The sequence below is a fragment of the Halomonas sp. HG01 genome (assembly GCF_000968715.2).
GTDB classification, from domain to species: domain Bacteria; phylum Pseudomonadota; class Gammaproteobacteria; order Pseudomonadales; family Halomonadaceae; genus Halomonas; species Halomonas halophila.
In genome coordinates this window covers 2092783-2110424 of sequence record NZ_CP022134.1, presented here as the reverse complement: position 1 = coordinate 2110424, position 17642 = coordinate 2092783, and the positions used below count along the sequence as shown (strand labels likewise).

The following is a 17642-nucleotide window of genomic DNA, read 5'->3' as shown; positions in this document are numbered from 1 at the left end:
CGGATGCGACGGCACCTTCCTGCCCCTGATTGCCGCCGTGCCCAGCGAGGACGTCATTCCCGCGCCGACTAGCGCTCCTGCCGTTCCATCGGATGACGAGTCCGAGGATGATACTCCGGATCCTGGGGATGATCCTCAAGATCCTGATGACAATAATAATGGCGGCGGTAATGGCGGCGGTAATGGCGGCGGTAATGGCGGCGGTAATGGCGGCGGTAATGGCGGCGGTAATGGCGGCGGTAATGGCGGCGGTAATGGCGGCGGTAATGGCGGCGGCGCCGGTGGTGGTGCCGGTGGTGGTGCCGGCGGCGGCGGCGGTGGTGCTGGCGGCGGTGGCGGTGGTGCTGGCGGCGGTGGTGCTGGCGGCGGTGGCGGTGCTGGCGGCGGTGGTGCTGGCGGCAGTGGTTCCGGCGGCGGTGGCGGTGCTGGCGGCGGTGCCGGCGGCGGCTTCTGACGCGTGTTGCCCGATGCCGAACCTGGCGCCCGACCTTCACGGTCGGGCGCTTTCTTTCGTCCGCGGCTCGGGCGGATGATCCATATCATGTGTGTTGAGAGTGATTTTTGTCTATATATGGTAGTCAGGCATCGCGCCGTCGGGAGCGGGCCCGTGCCATGCGACCTCCGCCGCCGTGATGCTCCGCGACAGGCGGTCGTGTGCGACCGCTGCCGTTTTCACCGCACATGAGAGAGAATCGATGCGCACCACCACTGCCAAGGATGCGCCCAGCGTCGACGAGGTGCCGCTGCAGGCGCCTTCGCTTGATATCTGGGACAGCAAGTATCGCCTCAAGGACCGTCACGGCCGGCCGGTGGACGCCGACCCCGCCGCCACCCGGGAGCGGGTGGCCCGGGCGCTGGCCGCGGTGGAGGACGACGCCGAGGCCTGGCTGCCCCAGTTCCGCTGGGCGCTGGACAACGGCGCCATCCCGGCCGGGCGCATCGTCGCCAACGCCGGGGCGGAGGCCGTCAAGCCGGCGGTCAGCCTGATCAACTGCACGGTCTCGCGCACCCTCCACGATTCGATGCGTGACATCCTCGAGGGCGTGGTGGAAGCCGGCATGACCCTCAAGGCGGGCTGCGGCATCGGCTATGACTTTTCGACCCTGCGTCCCCGCGGCGCCTTCGTGTTCGGCGCCGGGGCCGGCACCAACGGCCCGCTGGCGTTCATGGATATCTACGACAGGATGTGCTTCACCGTGGCTTCGGCGGGCGGGCGCCGCGGCGCCCAGATGGGGACCTTCGACGTCGGCCATCCGGACGTGAAGAGCTTCATCGAGGCCAAGCGCGAGGCCGGCCGGCTACGCCAGTTCAACCTCAGCCTGCTGATCACCGACGAGTTCATGGAGGCGGTTCGCGCCGACGCCGACTGGCCGCTGGCGTTCCCGCTGCATCCCGCCGAGAAGGACGACGTCGACGACAGCGAACTGATCTACCGCGACTGGCCGGTGGTCGAGGAGGGCTACACCCTCGACGACCAGGGCCGGGTGGCCTGCCGCGTGGTCGAGACGGTCCGCGCCCGCGGGCTGTGGGACACCATCATGCGCTCCACCTACGACTTCGCCGAGCCGGGCTTCATCCTGATCGACCAGGTCAATCGCATGAACAACAACTGGTTCTGCGAGGAGATCCGCGCCACCAACCCCTGCGGCGAGCAGCCGCTGCCGCCCGAGGGCGCCTGCCTGCTGGGCTCGATCAACCTCACGCGCTTCGTGCTCGAGCCCTTCGGCGAGGCGCCGCGCTTCGACTGGGAGCGCTACCGCCGGGTGGTGGCGATCTTCACCCGCATGCTCGATAACGTGGTGGAGATCAGCGGCCTGCCGCTCGAGGGCCAGCGCCGCGAGATCGCGGCCAAGCGCCGCCACGGTATGGGCTTTTTGGGGCTGGGCTCGGCGCTGACCATGCTCAAGCTGCCCTACGGCTCGCCGGAGTCGCTGGCCTTCACCGAGGAAGTCAGCCGGGTGCTGGCGGTCGAGGGCTGGAAGCAGGCCCTGGCGCTGGCCAAGGAGAAGGGCATGGCGCCGGTGCTGGCCGAGTCGTTCGAGCTGACGCCGCGCATGCTGCGCGAGTGCCCGGAGCTGGTCCAGGACGGCTATCAGGCCGGCGACCGGGTGCCGGGGCGAATCCTGCACGCCCGCTACAGCCGCTACATGCAGAAGGTCGCCGAGGTCGAGCCCGAGCTGGTGGCCGAGCTCGCCGAGCACGGCGCGCGCTTCACCCACCACAGCTCCATCGCGCCCACCGGCACCATCTCGCTGTCGCTGGGCAACAACGCCTCCAACGGCATCGAGCCGTCATTCTCGCATCGCTACTTCCGCAACGTCATTCGCGCCGGGCGCAAGACCAAGGAGCAGATCGAGGTGGTCTCCTTCGAGCTGGCGGCCTATCGCCATGTCGTCGCCCCCGACGCCGTGGAGAGTGACCTGCCGGACTACTTCGTCACCGCCGACGGCGTCTCGCCGGCCCAGCACGTGGCGGTGCAGGCCGCCGCCCAGGTCTGGATCGACTCGGCGATCTCCAAGACCGTCAACGTGCCCACCGATTTCGCCTACGAGGACTTCCAGGATCTCTATCTGGACGCCTACGACAGCCGGCTCAAGGGCTGCACCACCTTCCGCTTCAATCCCGAGGCCTTCCAGGGCGTGCTGGTGCGCGAGGACGATCTCAAGAATACCGTCTACGTCTTCGAGCTGGAGAACGGTGAGCGCCTGGAGCTTTCCGGCGACGAGACGGTGATCTACGAGGGCGAGGAGCACACCGCGGCGAACCTGCACGATGCGCTCAAGGAGGGCACCTATGGCAAGTGGTAAACCAGGGCTCGCGACGGCCGTGAACGGCCGTCCGTCAAACGACACCGCATCGGCTTTCACAGGAGCCCCGTCATGAGCATCGAGATCACCTCCAAGATCCTGTCGTCCCGTGTCCGACAGCCCCAGGACGTGCCGCCGCCGGCCGATGAGGACCCGCTGACGCGGCGCATTCCCTCGCGCCCCGAGGGCACTCTGGAGGCGGTGTCGGAGAAGATCTCCTACGTCGGCGCCGAGGGCCGGCGCAAGGTCTACCTGCTGGTGTCCTTCATGCCGGTGGAGGGCGTGTTGAACGGCGAGCGGGTGGTCATCGAGCGCCCGGTGGAGTTCTTCCTGCCCTCCGGGCAGCTGTCCAGCGAGCACCAGTGGATCACCGCCACCATGCGCAGCCTGTCGCTGGCCGCTCGCGGCGGCTACGTCACCCAGGCGGTGGCCGACCTGCGCAAGGTGGCCTGGGACAAGGGCCGGGTGCGCTGCGGCATGAACCGCTGGGGCAAGCCGATGTTCCACGATTCCGAGGTCGCCGCCATCGCCTGGTCGATCCAGCAGATCCTCTACCGGCGGGGCTTCCTCGACCAGGACGGCCTGCAGGTGCCGGTGGAGGAGCTGGTGGCACGCCACGCCCGGCGCCTGGCCGGCCGGCCCTGGCATCCGCCCGGCCCCGAGGAGCAGGCCCATGCCGAGCGCGCGGCCGAGGCCGGCCAGGGCGGGCCCATCGTGGTCGGCCAGTGCCCGGAGTGCGGCGGCGATCTGGTGATGATGGACGGTTGCCCGACGTGCTATTCGGGGTGCGGCTGGTCGAAGTGCGGCTGAGCGTCGTACGAAAACGCTCTGCGCTCGCCGAGTCTTCGTTCCAGCACTGATTCGCGCGATGGACCGATGCGAATCGCCGAGCCGGTCAACGCTCGGCGAGGTGTCGGACGATCCCCGACACGACCGTCAGCCCCGGCCGGTGCCGGGGCTTGTTTGTTGCGATGCAGCACAACAGATCGAATCGAACGTTTAAATGCAAGCCCGTGCGCCGACTCTCGGCTCTGTTATGTTCGTCCTTGCTGAATAACAAGCACAAACATTTTCTCAACAGCAATGGAGTCTAGGATCATGCGCTACAACAACAAGACGCTGATCGCCCTGTCCGTCGCGACCCTCGGCCTCGCGGCGGTCAGCACCACCGCCTCGGCCGCCACCCTCGACGAGGTGAAGGAGCGCGGCAACCTGCGCTGCGGCGTCAACGTCGGGCTGTCCGGCTTCTCCTCGCCGGACGAGAACGGCAACTGGCAGGGGCTGGACGTCGAGACCTGCCGCGCGGTGTCCTCGGCCATCTTCGGCGATCCGGAGAAGGTGGTCTTCACCCCGCTGACCGCCAAGGAGCGCTTCACCGCCCTGCAGTCCGGCGAGATCGACGTGCTGTCGCGCAACACCACCTGGACGGCCACCCGCGACAACTCCCTGGGCCTCAACTTCACCACCACCACCTTCTACGACGGCCAGGGCTTCATGGTCGCCAAGGACCTCGGCATCGAGAGCCTGGAGGACCTCGACGGCGCCTCCATCTGCATCCAGTCGGGCACCACCCACGAGCTGAACCTGGCCGACTACTTCCCCTCCCGGGGCATCGACATCAACACCGTGACCTTCGACACCCCGGACCAGACGGCCCAGGGCTTCGCCAGCGGCCGATGTGACGTGCTGACCTCCGACACCTCCCAGCTCAGCGCCCTGCGCCTGCAGCTGCCGGAGCCGGACAGCGTCGAGATCCTCACCGAGCTGATCTCCAAGGAGCCGTTGGGTCCGGTGGTGCGCCAGGGCGACGATCAGTGGCTGGACATCGTCCAGTGGTCGGTGTTCGCCATGGTCAACGCCGAGGAACTGGGCGTGACCAGCGACAACGTCGACGAGATGCAGCAGAACCCGCCCAATCCCCAGGTCGCACGCCTGCTGGGCGACGACGGCAACTACGGCGAGCAGATGGGCCTCGAGAACGACTGGGCCTACGACATCATCGCCCAGGTCGGCAATTACGGTGAGGTGTTCTCCGCCACCGTGGGCGAGGAGTCCCCGCTCGCCATCGGCCGCGGCATGAACGCGCTGTGGAACGAGGGCGGCATCCTCTACGCACCGCCCATCCGCTGATCGGCATCGACCCTCCGTTTCCCTCACCCCCGGCCGGGGGTGAGGGGCCGTTACCCTGCATTCGAGGCTCGACATGCTGCGTTCTTCGTCTTCCGAGCGGGGGCCGCTGTGGCGCGACCCCGCCGTGCGCGCGCTGGTGATCCAGGCCCTGCTGCTGCTGGGGCTGGCGGCGCTGATCGTGATGCTGGTGACCAACACCCTGGCCAACCTCGAGGCCCGGGGCATCACCACCGGCCTGGGCTTCCTCCAGGAGCGGGCCGGCTTCTCCATTCCCCAGACGCTGATCGCCTACAGCGGCGACAGCACCTACGGCCGCACCTTCGTGGTGGGGCTGCTCAACACCTTGCTGGTGTCCGGCCTCGGCATCGTCGCGGCCACGGTCATCGGCTTCGCGGTGGGCATCGCCCGGCTCTCGAGCAACTGGCTGCTGGCCCGGTTGGCCGCCGCCTACGTCGAGATCTTCCGCAACATTCCACTGCTGGTGCAGATCCTGTTCTGGTACTTCGCCGTGCTCCAGGCGCTGCCCAGCCCGCGCCAGAGCCTGTCGCTGTTCGAGGCGCTGTTCCTCAATGTGCGCGGCCTGGTGATGCCGGCCCCTGTGGCCCAGCCGGGCTTCGATGCCACCCTCTGGGCGCTGGCCTTGGCGGTGGCCGCGGTGGTGGGGCTTTCGCTCTACGCGCGGCGGCTGCAGACCCGCACCGGCAAGGCACTGCCGGTCTACCGGCTCGGCGCGCTGATCCTGCTTGGCCTGCCGCTGGCGGTGTTCCTGGTGACCGGGCGGCCGCTGGCCTGGGACGTGCCGGCGCTGGCCGGCTTCAACTTCTCTGGCGGCGTGACGATCATCCCCGAGCTGATGGCGCTGTGGCTGGCGCTGTCGATCTACACCGCCTCCTTCATCGCCGAGATCGTGCGCTCGGGCATCCAGTCGGTGCCGAGCGGGCAGGTCGAGGCCGCCCGGGCGATCAGCCTTCCCGGCAACATCACCCTGCGCAAGATCGTGATTCCCCAAGCGATGCGGGTCATCGTGCCCCAGCTCACCAGCCAGTACCTGAACCTGATCAAGAACTCCTCGCTGGCCACGGCCATCGGCTACCCGGACCTGGTGGCGGTGTTTGCCGGCACCACCCTCAACCAGACCGGCCAGGCCATCGAGATCATCGCCATGACCATGGCGGTCTACCTGCTGATCAGCCTGGTGGTGTCGGCGCTGATGAACCTCTACAACGCCCGCACCCTGATGAAGGAGCGCTGACATGGCCGAGATGGCGACACGAATCGAGATGATCGAGGCGCGCCGGCCGCCGGACCTGCGCCGCGGTGTGATGGGCTGGCTGCGCGCTAACCTCTTCGACGGGCCGCTCAACAGCGTCATCACCCTGTGCGTGCTGGCGGTGCTGGGCTGGGGGCTGTGGCCGCTGGTGCAGTGGGCGCTGATCGACGCCGACTGGCTGGGCTCGACCCGCGAGGCCTGCAGCGGCGAGGGCGCCTGCTGGGTGTTCATCAGCGCCCGCTTCGAGACCATCGTCTACGGCTTCTATCCCGAGGCCGCTCGCTGGCGGGTCGATACGGTGTTCATGATGCTGGGGCTGCTGATCGCCTGGCTGGCGATTCCCCGGCTGCCGGCCAAGCGCTGGGTGGGTCTGTTCGCCCTGGTCGGCTTCCCGGCGGTGGCCTACGTGCTGCTGCTCGGCGGCCACTTCGGGCTGATGGCGGTGCCGACCCGCGAATGGGGCGGGCTGATGCTGACCCTGACGGTGGCCGTCGTGGGCATCGTCGGCTCGCTGCCGCTGGGCGTGGTGCTGGCGCTGGGGCGTCGCTCGAAGATGCCGCTGGTGCGCGGCGTGTGCGTGGTGTTCATCGAGTTCTGGCGCGGCGTGCCGCTGATCACGGTGCTGTTCATGGCCTCGGTGATGCTGCCGTTGTTCGTGCCCAGCGAGGTGGAGTTCGACAAGCTGCTGCGGGCGCTGATCGGCATCATGTTCTTCTGGAGCGCCTACATGGCCGAGGTGGTGCGCGGCGGCCTGCAGGCCATTCCCAAGGGACAGGAGGAGGCCGCCAAGGCGCTGGGCATGGGCTACTGGCGACGCATGGGGCTGATCGTGCTGCCCCAGGCGCTGAAGCTGGTGATCCCCGGCATCGTCAACACCTTCATCGCGCTGTTCAAGGACACTTCACTGGTGCTGATCATCGGCCTGTTCGATCTGCTGGCGATCATCCGCTCGGGGCTCACCGACAGCAACTGGCTGGGCTTCGCCACCGAGGGCTACGTGTTCGCGGCGCTGATGTTCTGGATCTTCTGCTTCAGCATGTCGCGCTACAGCCAGTACATCGAGCGGCGCCTGCATACCGGCCACAAGAGCTGACCGGCAGGCACGGAATAACAAGCACTTAACAAACGCTTTCAAGAACGAGGAAACACCGGCATGGCGACCACCAACACGGCCAGCGCCCCCGCCGACGAGCCGATGATCTCGGTCGAGGGGCTCAACAAGTGGTACGGCGACTTCCACGTCCTGCGCGACATCGACCTGAGGGTGGCGAAGGGCGAACGCATCGTCATCTGCGGCCCTTCGGGGTCGGGCAAGTCGACCCTGATCCGCTGCCTCAATCACCTCGAGGAGCATCAGCAGGGCCGCATCGTCGTTGACGGCGTGACCATGACCCAGGACGTGAAGCGCATCGAGCAGATCCGCCGCAACGTCGGCATGGTCTTCCAGCACTTCAACCTGTTCCCGCACCTGTCGGTGCTCGACAACTGCTGCATCTCCCAGACCTGGGTGCAGAAGAAGCCCCGGGCCGAGGCGGAGAAGACCGCCATGGAGTTCCTCGAGCGAGTGCGCATCGCCGACCAGGCGCACAAGTATCCCGGCCAGCTCTCCGGCGGCCAGCAGCAGCGCGTGGCCATCGCCCGGGCGCTGTGCATGCGCCCCGAGGTGATGCTGTTCGACGAGCCCACGTCGGCGCTGGACCCGGAGATGATCAAGGAGGTGCTCGACGTCATGGTCGAGCTGGCCCAGGACGGCATGACCATGCTCTGCGTGACCCACGAGATGGGCTTCGCCAAGACCGTGGCGGACCGCGTCATCTTCATGGACCAGGGCCAGATCATCGAGCAGGCCCCGCCGGAGACCTTCTTCAATCACCCGGAATCGGACCGAACGAAGCTGTTCTTGAGCCAGATACTCGGCCACTGAGCCGGTTCTGGTCGGGGCTACAAAAACGGCCCGGACGCCAAGGCGTCCGGGCCGTTCTTTATGAGGCGAGGATGATCAGGCGGCGTCGAGGGGACGCGCCGGGCCGAAGTGTTCGTAGTGGCGACGCTCGTCGGGAATGCCCAGCGCCTTCAGGCTGCGGTCCACGGCGGACATGAACCCCTGGGGGCCGACGAAGTAGCAGCGCGCGCCTTCGGGCAGGTAGCGGGCCAGCAGGTCGCGGTCCACGCGGCCGAGGTGATCGGCGCCGTCGCCGCTTTCCTGAACGCTGACCGCGGTCAGCCGCTCGGGATGCTCGTCGGCCAGGGCCGCGAGCTCGTCGGCGAAGGCGCGCTGCTCGGCGTCCTGGGCGGCGTGCAGGTAGACCACCCGGCGGCCCTCGGCCAGGGCCTGGCGGGCGATCGGCAGCATCGGCGTCTGGCCGACGCCGCCGCTGGCCAGCAGCAGGGGCTCGTCACCGGCCATCAGGGTCAGCTCGCCGGCGGGCGGCAGCAGCTCCAGGGTGTCGCCCACGGCCATGGCATCGTGCAGGTGCCGGCTGGCCACGCCGCCGTCCTCGCGTTTCACCGAGATGCGAACGCTGCGGCCGTTGGGCAGCGCCGAGAGGCTGTAGTGGCGATGGACCGGCTGGCCGTCGATGGTCAGGCGCACGCCGATGTACTGGCCGGGGAGATGCTCGGCCACGGGGCCACCGTCGGTGGGTTCCAGCACGAAGGAGCGGATCACCGAGCTTTCCTGGCGGGTCTCGGCGATGCGGAACTCGCGCGGGCCGCGCCAGCCGCCGGGCCGCTGTTCGAAGGTCCGGTAGCGCTTTTCCTCGAGCTCGATCAGCAGGCCGGCGAGCTCCTCGTAGAGCGCGCCCCAGGCATCGGCGATCTCCGGCGTCACGGCATCGCCCAGCACCTCGCCGATGGCGGCCATCAGGCACTCGCCGACGATCGGGTACTGCTCGGGGCGGATGTCCAGCGACACGTGCTTGCTGACCACCGTGGCCAGCACCTCGTGCACCCGTTCGGGGTCCTGGCGCAGCTGCACGTAGGCGAGCACCGCCGCGGCCAGCGCCCGCGGCTGTCCGCCGTTGGCCTGGTGGGTCTGGTTGAACAGCGGCGCGACCTCGGGGTAACGCTCGAACATCAGCGGGTAGAAGCGCTGGGTGATGGCATCGAGATGCTCGGCGACCACCGGGGCGGTGGCGGCGATCAGGCTTTCCTGGGCTTGAGTCAGCATGGGCGGCTCCTGGGCAAGAGTGGGCGGCGCGTCTCTTTAAGATGCATTTAAAATACCTCTAAAGAGGGGCGGCCCACCAGCCCCCGAGGTGGGCAAGATTGTCGCAGTCGCGTCTTGTCCTGATCTCGGTCAAGAATGACGGCCCGAGCCTCGCACATCGTCGGGAAAGGGAGGGGCGGCTAGGCTGGTAGGCAGGCGACGCTTCGGCGGGGAGGGCGCATGGATATCGTCAGGGTCTTCGATGCCAGCTATGCACGAGCCCTGGCCCATGAGGTCGAGGGTCAGGGGTTCTTCGATGCCTTCTACCGACGCTTCCTGGAGGGGTCGACGGAGGTGGCCGAGAAGTTCCGCGGCATCGACATGGATCGCCAGCAGGCGATGCTCAAGAAGTCCTTCTATCACCTGATCAGCCTCTACGCGGCCAGCCATGACGGCGACTACCTGGCGCGGGTGGCGATTCGCCACAACCGCGCGCATCTGGACATCCGTCCGGCGCTCTATGATCGCTGGCTGGAGGCAATGATGGCGACGCTGCGCGAGTACGATCCCGAGTGCGGCGACGAGGAGGAGCTGGCCTGGCGGCTGGTGATGGCCCCGGGGATCGCCTACATGAAGTTCCACTACGACCGTGAGGCACCAGTGGGCGATAGGGACGCCGAGGACGACGCATTCGACGGATAAGGACGTTTCTTGATGCCTGTCATGGTCCGGGCCGAACGCCGCGGCGCACAATGCCGATACCCAAGTTCCACCCTCGGATATGGTGCATGATGGCTCCTCGTTCCCTCACGACACGCCTGCCGGTGGCGGGCCTGGCCTTTCGCCCCTTCTTCCTGCTGGCCGCCCTGTTCGGCATCGTCGCGCTGATGGCGTGGCTGGCCTTCTGGCAGGGCGACGTCCTGCTGCGGCCTTGGGGCGGCATGCTGTGGTGGCATCAGCACGAGATGCTGTTTGGCTTCGGTGCTGCCGTCATCGCCGGTTTTCTGCTCACCGCGGCGCAGAACTGGACCGGCCGTCCCGCCCCGACCGGCCTGCCGCTGCTGGGCCTGGTGGCGCTGTGGGCCGTGGCCCGCGGGCTGCTGGCCTTCCCCATCGGTCTGCCGGGGTGGGGCGTGATGCTGATCGATGTGGGGTTCCTGGTCGCGGTGGCGGGCGTGATGGCGCGGATGGTCATCGCCGCCGGGCGCTGGCGGAATCTGGTCTTCCTGCCGCTGCTGGGGCTTCTGGCCGTGGCCAACCTGGCCATGCACCTGGGAGCCTGGTGGGGAGATGGCGAGCTGGCACGGGCGGGGGCTCGCCTGGCGGTGCTGCTGATCGCTGCCGTGATGGTGGTGCTGGGCGGCCGAGTGATACCGCTGTTCACCGCCAATCGCCTGGGCGGCCCCCGGCCCCAGTCCCGGCGCTGGCTGGAGGGGGCGACCCTGGGCAGCATGGCGGCGGTGCTGGGGGCCCAGCTCGCCGTCCTGCCGGGGATGGCGCCGCCCGAGGGCGTGATGGCGGGGGCGCTGGCCCTGGCGGCCCTGGCCAATGCGCTGCGGCTGGCGCGCTGGGGCGGGCTGCGTACGTGGCGAGAGCCGCTGCTCTGGGGGCTTCATGTCAGCTATGCCGCCCTCCCGCTGGGCCTGGGCATGTGGGCGCTGGCGGCGCTCGGCGCCTTTCGCGTCGAGCTGGCGGTGCACACGCTGACCGTCGGGGCCATGGGGACCATGATGCTGGCGATGATGGCGCGGGTCTCGCTGGGGCACACCGGCCGCCCCATCGTGACGCTGCCGGGCATGGGGGTGGCGCTGGGCCTGCTGGCCGTGGCCGGCCTGCTGCGTGGCCCCTTGCTGGCCGCGTTGCCGGGTATCACGCATCTGACCTACAGCCTGACCATCATCCTGTGGTGCCTGGCCTATGCGATCTTCCTGCTGCACTACGCGGTCCCGCTGAGCTCGGTGCGCAGCGACGGAAAGGCAGGCTAGGCGCGAAGACAAGCGACCGAGTCCGGCCAGTCGTCGAGGCCCCTTCCATGGAACACTATCTGCTGATCAAGCATCTTCACATGAGCATCGCCGGGTTCAGCCTGGCCTTGTTCATGCTCCGGGCCTGGTGGTCGGTGCGTGGGTCGCCCAGGCCGGCGCGTCGCTGGGTTCGCGGGCTGCCGCACCTGGTCGACAGCGCCCTGCTGGGGTTGGGTGTCTGGATGATGGTGGGGCTCTCGCTATGGCCACACCAGCAGCCGTGGCTCGCGGCCAAGCTGTTGGGGCTGCTGGTCTACATCGGGCTCGGGAGCGTGGCCATCAAGCGCGGGCGCACGCCGGTGATCCGCGGGCTGGCGGCCGGCGCCGCTCTGCTGGCCTTCGCCTTCGTGGTCGGGGCGGCCATCCGCCATAGTCCCTGGTCCTGGCTGGCCTGAGACGTGGCTTCCTATACTGTGGGCGTCATTCGTCGTCAGAAGGAGTCCCACATGCCGAGACAGGAACTTCCCGCCGGTGCCGGCCGGGTCGCCGAACGTCACCCGGAGGTATGGCGCGCCTATGCGGCGCTGGGCAAGGCCTGTGCCGAGAGCGGGCCGCTGGATGCCCGCACTCGCCGTCTGGTCAAGCTGGCCCTGGCGGTGGGCGCCGGCTCCGAGGGCGCCGTGCATTCCCATGTCCGTCGTGCCCTGGCCGAGGGCGAGTCGTCGGCGGCGCTGGAGCAGGTCGCGCTGCTGGGCGTTCCGACCCTGGGGCTGCCGGCCAGCGTCGCGGCCCTGACCTGGATCGGCGACATCATCGATGACGACGACTGAGGTGCCCCGCAGGACGGTCCGGGCTACTTCTCGACCCCCATCTGCACGGCCCACACCGCCGCCTCGACCCGTGAGCGCAGCCCCAGCTTCTTGAGCAGGTGCTTGACGTGGACCTTGACCGTGCCCTCGCTGATCGCCAGTCGACGGGCGATCAGCTTGTTGCTCAGGCCTTCCGCCAGGGCGGCCAGGATCTCGCCTTCACGGGCGGTCAACGAGTCCAGCAGGTTCTCGCCCGGTTCCGGGCGAGGGCCGCTCAGTGCTTTCGCCAGCAGGCCGGCGAGGCGTGGGCTGACCGCCATGCGCCCCTCAGCGGCCTCCTTGATCGCCGCCAGCAGGTCTTCGGGTTCCATGTCCTTGAGCAGATAGCCGTCGGCGCCGGCGCGCAGGGCAGCGACCACGTCCTCCTCGGCATCGGAGACCGTGAGCATGACGATGCGAGCCTCGACGCCGTACTCGCGCAGCGCGCGCAGGGCGTCGAGGCCATCCCGCCGCGCCATGTTCAGGTCCATCAGGATCAGCGTCGGGGACAGGCGGCCCGCGGCCTCGATGGCGGCTTCCCCGTCGGCGGCCTCTCCGGCGATCGCCAGTTCGGGATCCATCTCCAGCAGCTGGCGCACCCCCCGACGGAACAGCGGATGGTCGTCGACGATCAGGATCGCGGTGCTCATGGCGTGTCTCCCGGCAATGAGGTGGCCGTCGTCTCTCGGTGGAGCTGAGGCGTGAAGTGCAGCCTGACCTCGGTGCCCCCTTCGGCCGGCTCGTGCAGCTCGAGGCGACCGCTCAGGCTGGCGGCGCGTTCGTGCATGATGATGGTCCCGTAGTGTTCCGGCTGGTTCGATGTGCCCCCGAGACCGATGCCATCGTCGCGGATGCTGACCGCCACGCGGCCCGCCTCGTCGGTGCTCAGGCTGACCTCGCAGCGCTTCGCCCGGGCGTGATGGACGACGTTGGACAGCGCCTCGCGAACGATCTGCAGGGTATGCACCTCCTCATTGGGTGACAGTGGGCAGTGATCGAGGCAGTAGTCGAGGCGAAGGGACAGCTCACCGCGACGGACGAATTCGCGCACCGTCTCCTCGAGGGCAGCCTCCAGCCCGGCGTCAGACATCTTCAGGCGGAAGGTGTTGAGCAGCTCGCGGAGCTGACGGTAGGCGGCGTTGAGGCCTTCGCGCAGTTCATCGACGATCGCCTCGGTGTCGGCATGGGCCCCGCCGGCCCGGGCCTGGGCCTGCAGGCGGGAGACCTGGATCTTCAGGTAGGAGAGCGACTGGGCCAGCGAGTCGTGCAGTTCTCGAGCGATCACCGCGCGTTCGTCCATCAGCGCCAGCCGGCGCTGCTCGGCGTAGCCCTGGGAGAGCGATAGCGAGGTGGCGATCAGACCGGCGATGGTTTCGACCAGGTCGCATTGCCAGCGCCGAGGCGGCGACTCGGGCGAATATTCGAGCAGCAATACCCCGTAGTTCCGCCCCGCCTCGTTCACCGCGACCCGATACACCCAGGGGGTGTCGCCGTTGCCGTCGAGACAGGGCTGGCAGGCCGGCGCGCGACAGAAGTCGGGGCAGTCGTCGGGTCGGGTGGAGAGCCGCAGGTAGGCGCGCTCGGCATCGCTCTGGCTCAGGCACAGGGTGACGGGGCCCAGACCGGTGACGGCGGCGAGGTCTTCGAGCACCCGGCGGTAGCTGGCATCGCCGATGGGGGCGCCGTTGAGCTGGCGCGCGGCCTGGTAGAGCACCTCGAGCGTCTCGTTGCTGCGCTCGAGCTCGGCGGTCTTGGCCTCGACGCGCGCCTCGAGCTGACCGTAGATCCGGGACAGGCTGTCGTTCATCTGGTTGATGGTGCGCGACAGAAGGCCCAGTTCGTCGTCGGCCGCGTAGCGGGTGCGGCCGCTGAAGTCGCCGCGCCGTGAGCGATCGACGATCCTGAGCAGGTCACGCAGCGGGGGGATGACATCGGTGGTCAGCTTGTACATGGCCAGGAACACCAGGCCCAGGGTCAGGAACAGGATGACCCCCTGGAACAGGCGCATCAGCTGGATTCGCGACTCGGCCTCGCGCTGGAGCTGGTCGACCAGGCGGTCCACCTGGTCGACGAAGTCGCCGACCGGCAGCGTGGCCGGAACGCCCGCCGCTTGCATCCGCGGCCGCAGCCGGTCGTGCCATTGCGCGATGACGGTGCGGTACTGGCGGTTCAGCGGATGCCGTGGATCGTCCGCCAGGCGTCCGGTGATCGCCGGCGAGGCGAGGCTGCGCTCGAGTTCGGCGATCTGCGCCCGGCGAGCCTCGCTGTCGGCATCGGCCCGCTGGGTGGTGCTCAGCAGACGATAGGCCTGCATGCGCAGGGCGCCGGCCTGGTTGATGGCGGCCGCGTCGCCACGGGCGTTCTCGGCGATGATGATCGAGCCGAGCATGCTGGTCAGCGCCAGCAGCACGATGCCGGCCATCGCCAGGCCGGCGCGGAAGGACAGGGAACGGGGCATGACATCCGGCATCGCGCCAGGGGCGCCGCCTACCTCCAAAGAGTCGCCTTTGTCACCACGCCCGGTGCAACACCGGGCGGCAGAAGCAAATGCTAGTTGAATCAGTGGGTTGTGAAAAAACTCCTGCTACCTCCAAAGAGGTAGACACGGCTAGGGTCGGGGATGGCGCTGCGAAGCGCCTTGACCCAGGTCAACGGCCTCGCCTCACCGCCGGCGCTAAGGTCCTCCTACCGCGTCTTTCGCACCTTCGGTCCGGTGGAAGGGCGCTCCCGGAAGCCTTTCACCGAGCCAGAGGGGGAGATCATGGCCAACCCCACCCCATCGACCAGGCGCGCCCAGAATCGCGCCCTGTTCCTGTCCACGCTGGCGTTCACGCTGTGCTTCGCGGTGTGGACGCTGTTCTCCATTCTCGGCCTGCAGATCAAGCAGGAGTTCGCCCTGTCGGACACCCAGCTCGGCCTGCTGATGGCGACCCCGGTGCTCACCGGGTCGATCAGCCGCCTGTTCCTGGGCATCCTCACCGATCGCTTCGGCGGGCGCTGGGTGTTCAGCCTGCTGATGCTGGCCACGGCGGCCTGTGTCTACCTGCTGACCTTCGCCACCAGCTACCCCATGCTGCTGCTCGGCGCCCTGGGCGTCGGCCTGGCCGGGGGTTCCTTCATCGTCGGCGTGGCCTACACCTCGGCCTGGTTCGAGCAGGAGCGCCAGGGCACCGCCCTGGGGATCTTCGGGGCCGGCAACGTCGGGGCCGCGGTGACCAACTTCGGCGCCCCCTTCCTGCTGCTGGCGCTGGGCTGGCAGGGGGCGGCGCTGGTCTACGCCACGGTGATCGCGATCATGGGCGTGGCCTTCCTGCTGCTGGCGCGGACCGATCCGCAGAGCGAGCGGCGCCGGGCCGAGGCCGTGCCGCTCAGGCAGCAGCTGGCACCGCTGGTCGAGGTTCGCGTGTGGCGCTTCTCGCTGTACTACTTCTTCGTGTTCGGCGGCTTCGTCGCCCTGGCGCTGTGGCTGCCGCACTATCTGGTCGAGGTCTACGGCCTGAGCATCACCGCCGCCGGCATCGTCGCCGCGCTGTACACCATTCCGGCGTCGCTGTTCCGCGTCCTTGGCGGCTGGCTGTCCGACCGCTACGGCGCGCGACGGGTGATGTACTGGACCCTGATCGCCTCGGTGGCCTGCACCTTCCTGCTCAGCTACCCGCCGACCCGCTACCGCGTGCAGGGCGTTCACGACATCCTGGAATTCTCCTTCGCCATGAACCTGGTCGGCTTCGTCGTGCTGATCATGGTGCTGGGCTTCTTCATGTCGCTGGGCAAGGCAGCGGTGTTCAAGCACATCCCCAGCTACTATCCGCAGCACGTCGGCGCGGTCGGCGGGGTGGTGGGCATGATCGGGGGGCTCGGTGGCTTCTTCCTGCCGCTGACCTTCGGCATGCTCAACGACGTGGCGGGCATCTGGCAGAGTTGCTTCATGCTGCTGTTCGCGGTGTCCGCCGCGGCGCTGGTGTGGATGCATTACGCCATCCTGCGTGCCAGCCGTCAGGAGTGGCGGGCCGGCCGGGAGGTCACCGATCTGCCGGAGCTCGCCACGCCCAGCCGTTTCGTGCTGCAGGACTGGCGCCCGGAGGATCCGGATTTCTGGTCCGAGAAGGGCAAGCGCATCGCCACCCGCAACCTGTGGATCTCGATTCCCAATCTGCTGCTGGCCTTCTCGGTGTGGATGGTCTGGTCGGTGGTGGTGGCCAAGCTGCCCCAGGTGGGTTTCGACTACACCTCCAACCAGCTGTTCTGGCTGGCCGCGCTGCCGGGCCTGTCCGGCGCCACGCTGCGCATCTTCTACAGCTTCATGGTGCCGATCGTCGGCGGCCGGCGCTTCACGGCGCTGTCGACCGCCTCACTGGCGTTGCCGGCGCTGTGGATCGGCTTCGCGGTGCAGAATCCCGACACCCCCTATCTGGTGATGCTGATCCTGGCGCTGCTGTGCGGCTTCGGCGGCGGCAACTTCGCCTCGAGCATGGCCAACATCTCGTTCTTCTATCCCAAGCGCGAGAAGGGCAACGCCCTGGCGCTCAACGCCGGGCTGGGCAACCTGGGCGTCAGCGTCATGCAGTTCCTGATCCCGCTGGCGATCACCGCCGGGGTGTTCGGCGTGCTGGGCGGCGAGCCGCAGACGCTGGGCGACGGTGAGCGCCTGTGGCTGCAGAACGCCGGCTTCGTCTGGGTGCCGTTCATCCTGCTCGGCGCCGTGGCGGCCTGGTTCGGCATGAACGACATCGCCAGTGCCCGCTCCTCGTTCAAGGATCAGGCGGTGATCTTCAAGCGCAAGCACAACTGGCTGATGTGCGTGCTCTACACCGGCACCTTCGGCAGCTTCATCGGCTACTCCGCGGGTTTCCCGCTGCTGGCGTCGAACCAGTTCCCGGAGGTCGACGTGCTGCAGTTCGCCTTCCTGGGGCCGCTGGTGGGCGCCCTGTCCCGGGCCGGCACCGGCTGGGTTTCGGACCGCTTCGGCGGGGCCAGGGTCACCCTGTGGGTGTTCGCGGCGATGATCGCCTGCGTGGCCGGGGTGCTGTTCTTCCTCGGGATCAAGGACCAGCCGGGCGCGTTCTGGGGCTTCTTCGCGATGTTCCTGCTGCTGTTCTTCTTCACCGGCGTGGGCAATGCCAGCACCTTCCAGATGATTCCCGAGATCTTCCGCCAGGAGGTGGCGCGACTGATGCCGACCCTCGACGAGGCGGCTCAGCGTCAGCAGAGCGAGAAGGAAGCCGCGGCGACCATCGGCTTCACCTCGGCGATCGCCGCCTACGGGGCCTTCTTCATTCCCAAGACCTTCGGCAGCTCCATCGCGCTGACCGGGGGGGCCGAAATGGCGCTGTACGGCTTCATTGCCTTCTACGCGATCTGCGTGGCCCTGACCTGGTTCTACTACACCCGCCGCCACGCCGAGATCCGCCTGCAGGCGCCCGAGCACGCGGCGCAGACGCCAACCGCCTCGCCGAGCCGCTGAGGAGAGAGCAT

Annotated in this window: 15 protein-coding genes; 12 read left to right on the top strand and 3 right to left on the bottom strand. The window is 68.3% G+C overall.

The window, feature by feature from the left end; genetic code table 11:
- Positions 1-107 precede the first annotated feature (107 nt).
- From UN84_RS17470 to UN84_RS09955, 7 genes are all read left to right on the top strand, one after another.
- Positions 108-533, top strand: coding sequence for a hypothetical protein (locus tag UN84_RS17470; protein ID WP_272899145.1), 426 nt, complete (start codon positions 108-110; stop codon positions 531-533).
- Positions 534-695: 162 nt separating this feature from the next.
- Positions 696-2807 (top strand): adenosylcobalamin-dependent ribonucleoside-diphosphate reductase, encoded by a 2112-nt coding sequence (locus UN84_RS09980; RefSeq protein ID WP_046077915.1) that lies wholly within the window; start codon positions 696-698, stop codon positions 2805-2807.
- A 72-nt stretch (positions 2808-2879) separates the two neighbouring features.
- Positions 2880-3617 (top strand): hypothetical protein, encoded by a 738-nt coding sequence (locus tag UN84_RS09975; protein WP_046077914.1) that lies wholly within the window; start codon positions 2880-2882, stop codon positions 3615-3617.
- 288 nt (positions 3618-3905) lie between these two features.
- Positions 3906-4937 (top strand): amino acid ABC transporter substrate-binding protein, encoded by a 1032-nt coding sequence (locus UN84_RS09970; protein ID WP_046077913.1) that lies wholly within the window; start codon positions 3906-3908, stop codon positions 4935-4937.
- Positions 4938-5010: 73 nt separating this feature from the next.
- Positions 5011-6189: an amino acid ABC transporter permease gene (locus tag UN84_RS09965; RefSeq protein ID WP_046077912.1), complete on the top strand. Its 1179-nt coding sequence runs from the start codon at positions 5011-5013 to the stop codon at positions 6187-6189.
- Position 6190: 1 nt separating this feature from the next.
- The gene (locus UN84_RS09960; RefSeq protein WP_442908388.1) at positions 6191-7300 is read left to right on the top strand and encodes an amino acid ABC transporter permease; all 1110 of its coding nucleotides are present in this window, start codon (positions 6191-6193) and stop codon (positions 7298-7300) included.
- 60 nt (positions 7301-7360) lie between these two features.
- Positions 7361-8131, top strand: coding sequence for an amino acid ABC transporter ATP-binding protein (locus UN84_RS09955; protein ID WP_272899144.1), 771 nt, complete (start codon positions 7361-7363; stop codon positions 8129-8131).
- Positions 8132-8206: 75 nt separating this feature from the next.
- Here UN84_RS09955 and hmpA read toward each other — a convergent pair whose 3' ends face one another.
- Positions 8207-9376 (bottom strand): NO-inducible flavohemoprotein, encoded by a 1170-nt coding sequence (gene hmpA / locus UN84_RS09950; RefSeq protein WP_046077911.1) that lies wholly within the window; start codon positions 9374-9376, stop codon positions 8207-8209.
- A 219-nt stretch (positions 9377-9595) separates the two neighbouring features.
- Between hmpA and UN84_RS09945 the strand changes: the two genes are divergently transcribed.
- The 4 genes from UN84_RS09945 (at position 9596) to UN84_RS09930 (ending at position 12149) form a co-directional block, all read left to right on the top strand.
- Positions 9596-10057 (top strand): globin, encoded by a 462-nt coding sequence (locus tag UN84_RS09945; protein ID WP_052719249.1) that lies wholly within the window; start codon positions 9596-9598, stop codon positions 10055-10057.
- Between the two features lie 86 nt (positions 10058-10143).
- Positions 10144-11340, top strand: a complete 1197-nt coding sequence (locus UN84_RS09940; RefSeq protein WP_152662817.1) for an NnrS family protein — start codon at positions 10144-10146, stop codon at positions 11338-11340.
- A 47-nt stretch (positions 11341-11387) separates the two neighbouring features.
- Positions 11388-11774: a SirB2 family protein gene (locus UN84_RS09935; protein ID WP_046077910.1), complete on the top strand. Its 387-nt coding sequence runs from the start codon at positions 11388-11390 to the stop codon at positions 11772-11774.
- A gap of 51 nt (positions 11775-11825) precedes the next feature.
- Positions 11826-12149 carry a carboxymuconolactone decarboxylase family protein gene (locus UN84_RS09930; RefSeq protein WP_046077909.1) on the top strand — a complete coding sequence of 108 codons (324 nt, stop codon included), beginning with the start codon at positions 11826-11828 and terminating at the stop codon, positions 12147-12149.
- A gap of 23 nt (positions 12150-12172) precedes the next feature.
- Here UN84_RS09930 and narL read toward each other — a convergent pair whose 3' ends face one another.
- Together narL and UN84_RS09920 are read right to left on the bottom strand one after the other, a co-directional pair.
- Positions 12173-12817 carry a two-component system response regulator NarL gene (narL, locus tag UN84_RS09925; protein WP_046077908.1) on the bottom strand — a complete coding sequence of 215 codons (645 nt, stop codon included), beginning with the start codon at positions 12815-12817 and terminating at the stop codon, positions 12173-12175.
- Positions 12814-14625: a histidine kinase gene (locus UN84_RS09920; RefSeq protein ID WP_161796797.1), complete on the bottom strand. Its 1812-nt coding sequence runs from the start codon at positions 14623-14625 to the stop codon at positions 12814-12816. The genes narL and UN84_RS09920 overlap by 4 nt, the downstream gene beginning before the upstream one ends.
- Before the next feature lie 303 nt (positions 14626-14928).
- Here UN84_RS09920 and UN84_RS09915 point away from each other — a divergent pair, with 303 nt between their 5' ends.
- A complete protein-coding gene (locus UN84_RS09915) occupies positions 14929-17631 on the top strand; it encodes a nitrate/nitrite transporter (RefSeq protein ID WP_046077950.1) in 2703 nt (900 codons plus the stop codon).
- Positions 17632-17642 lie beyond the last annotated feature (11 nt).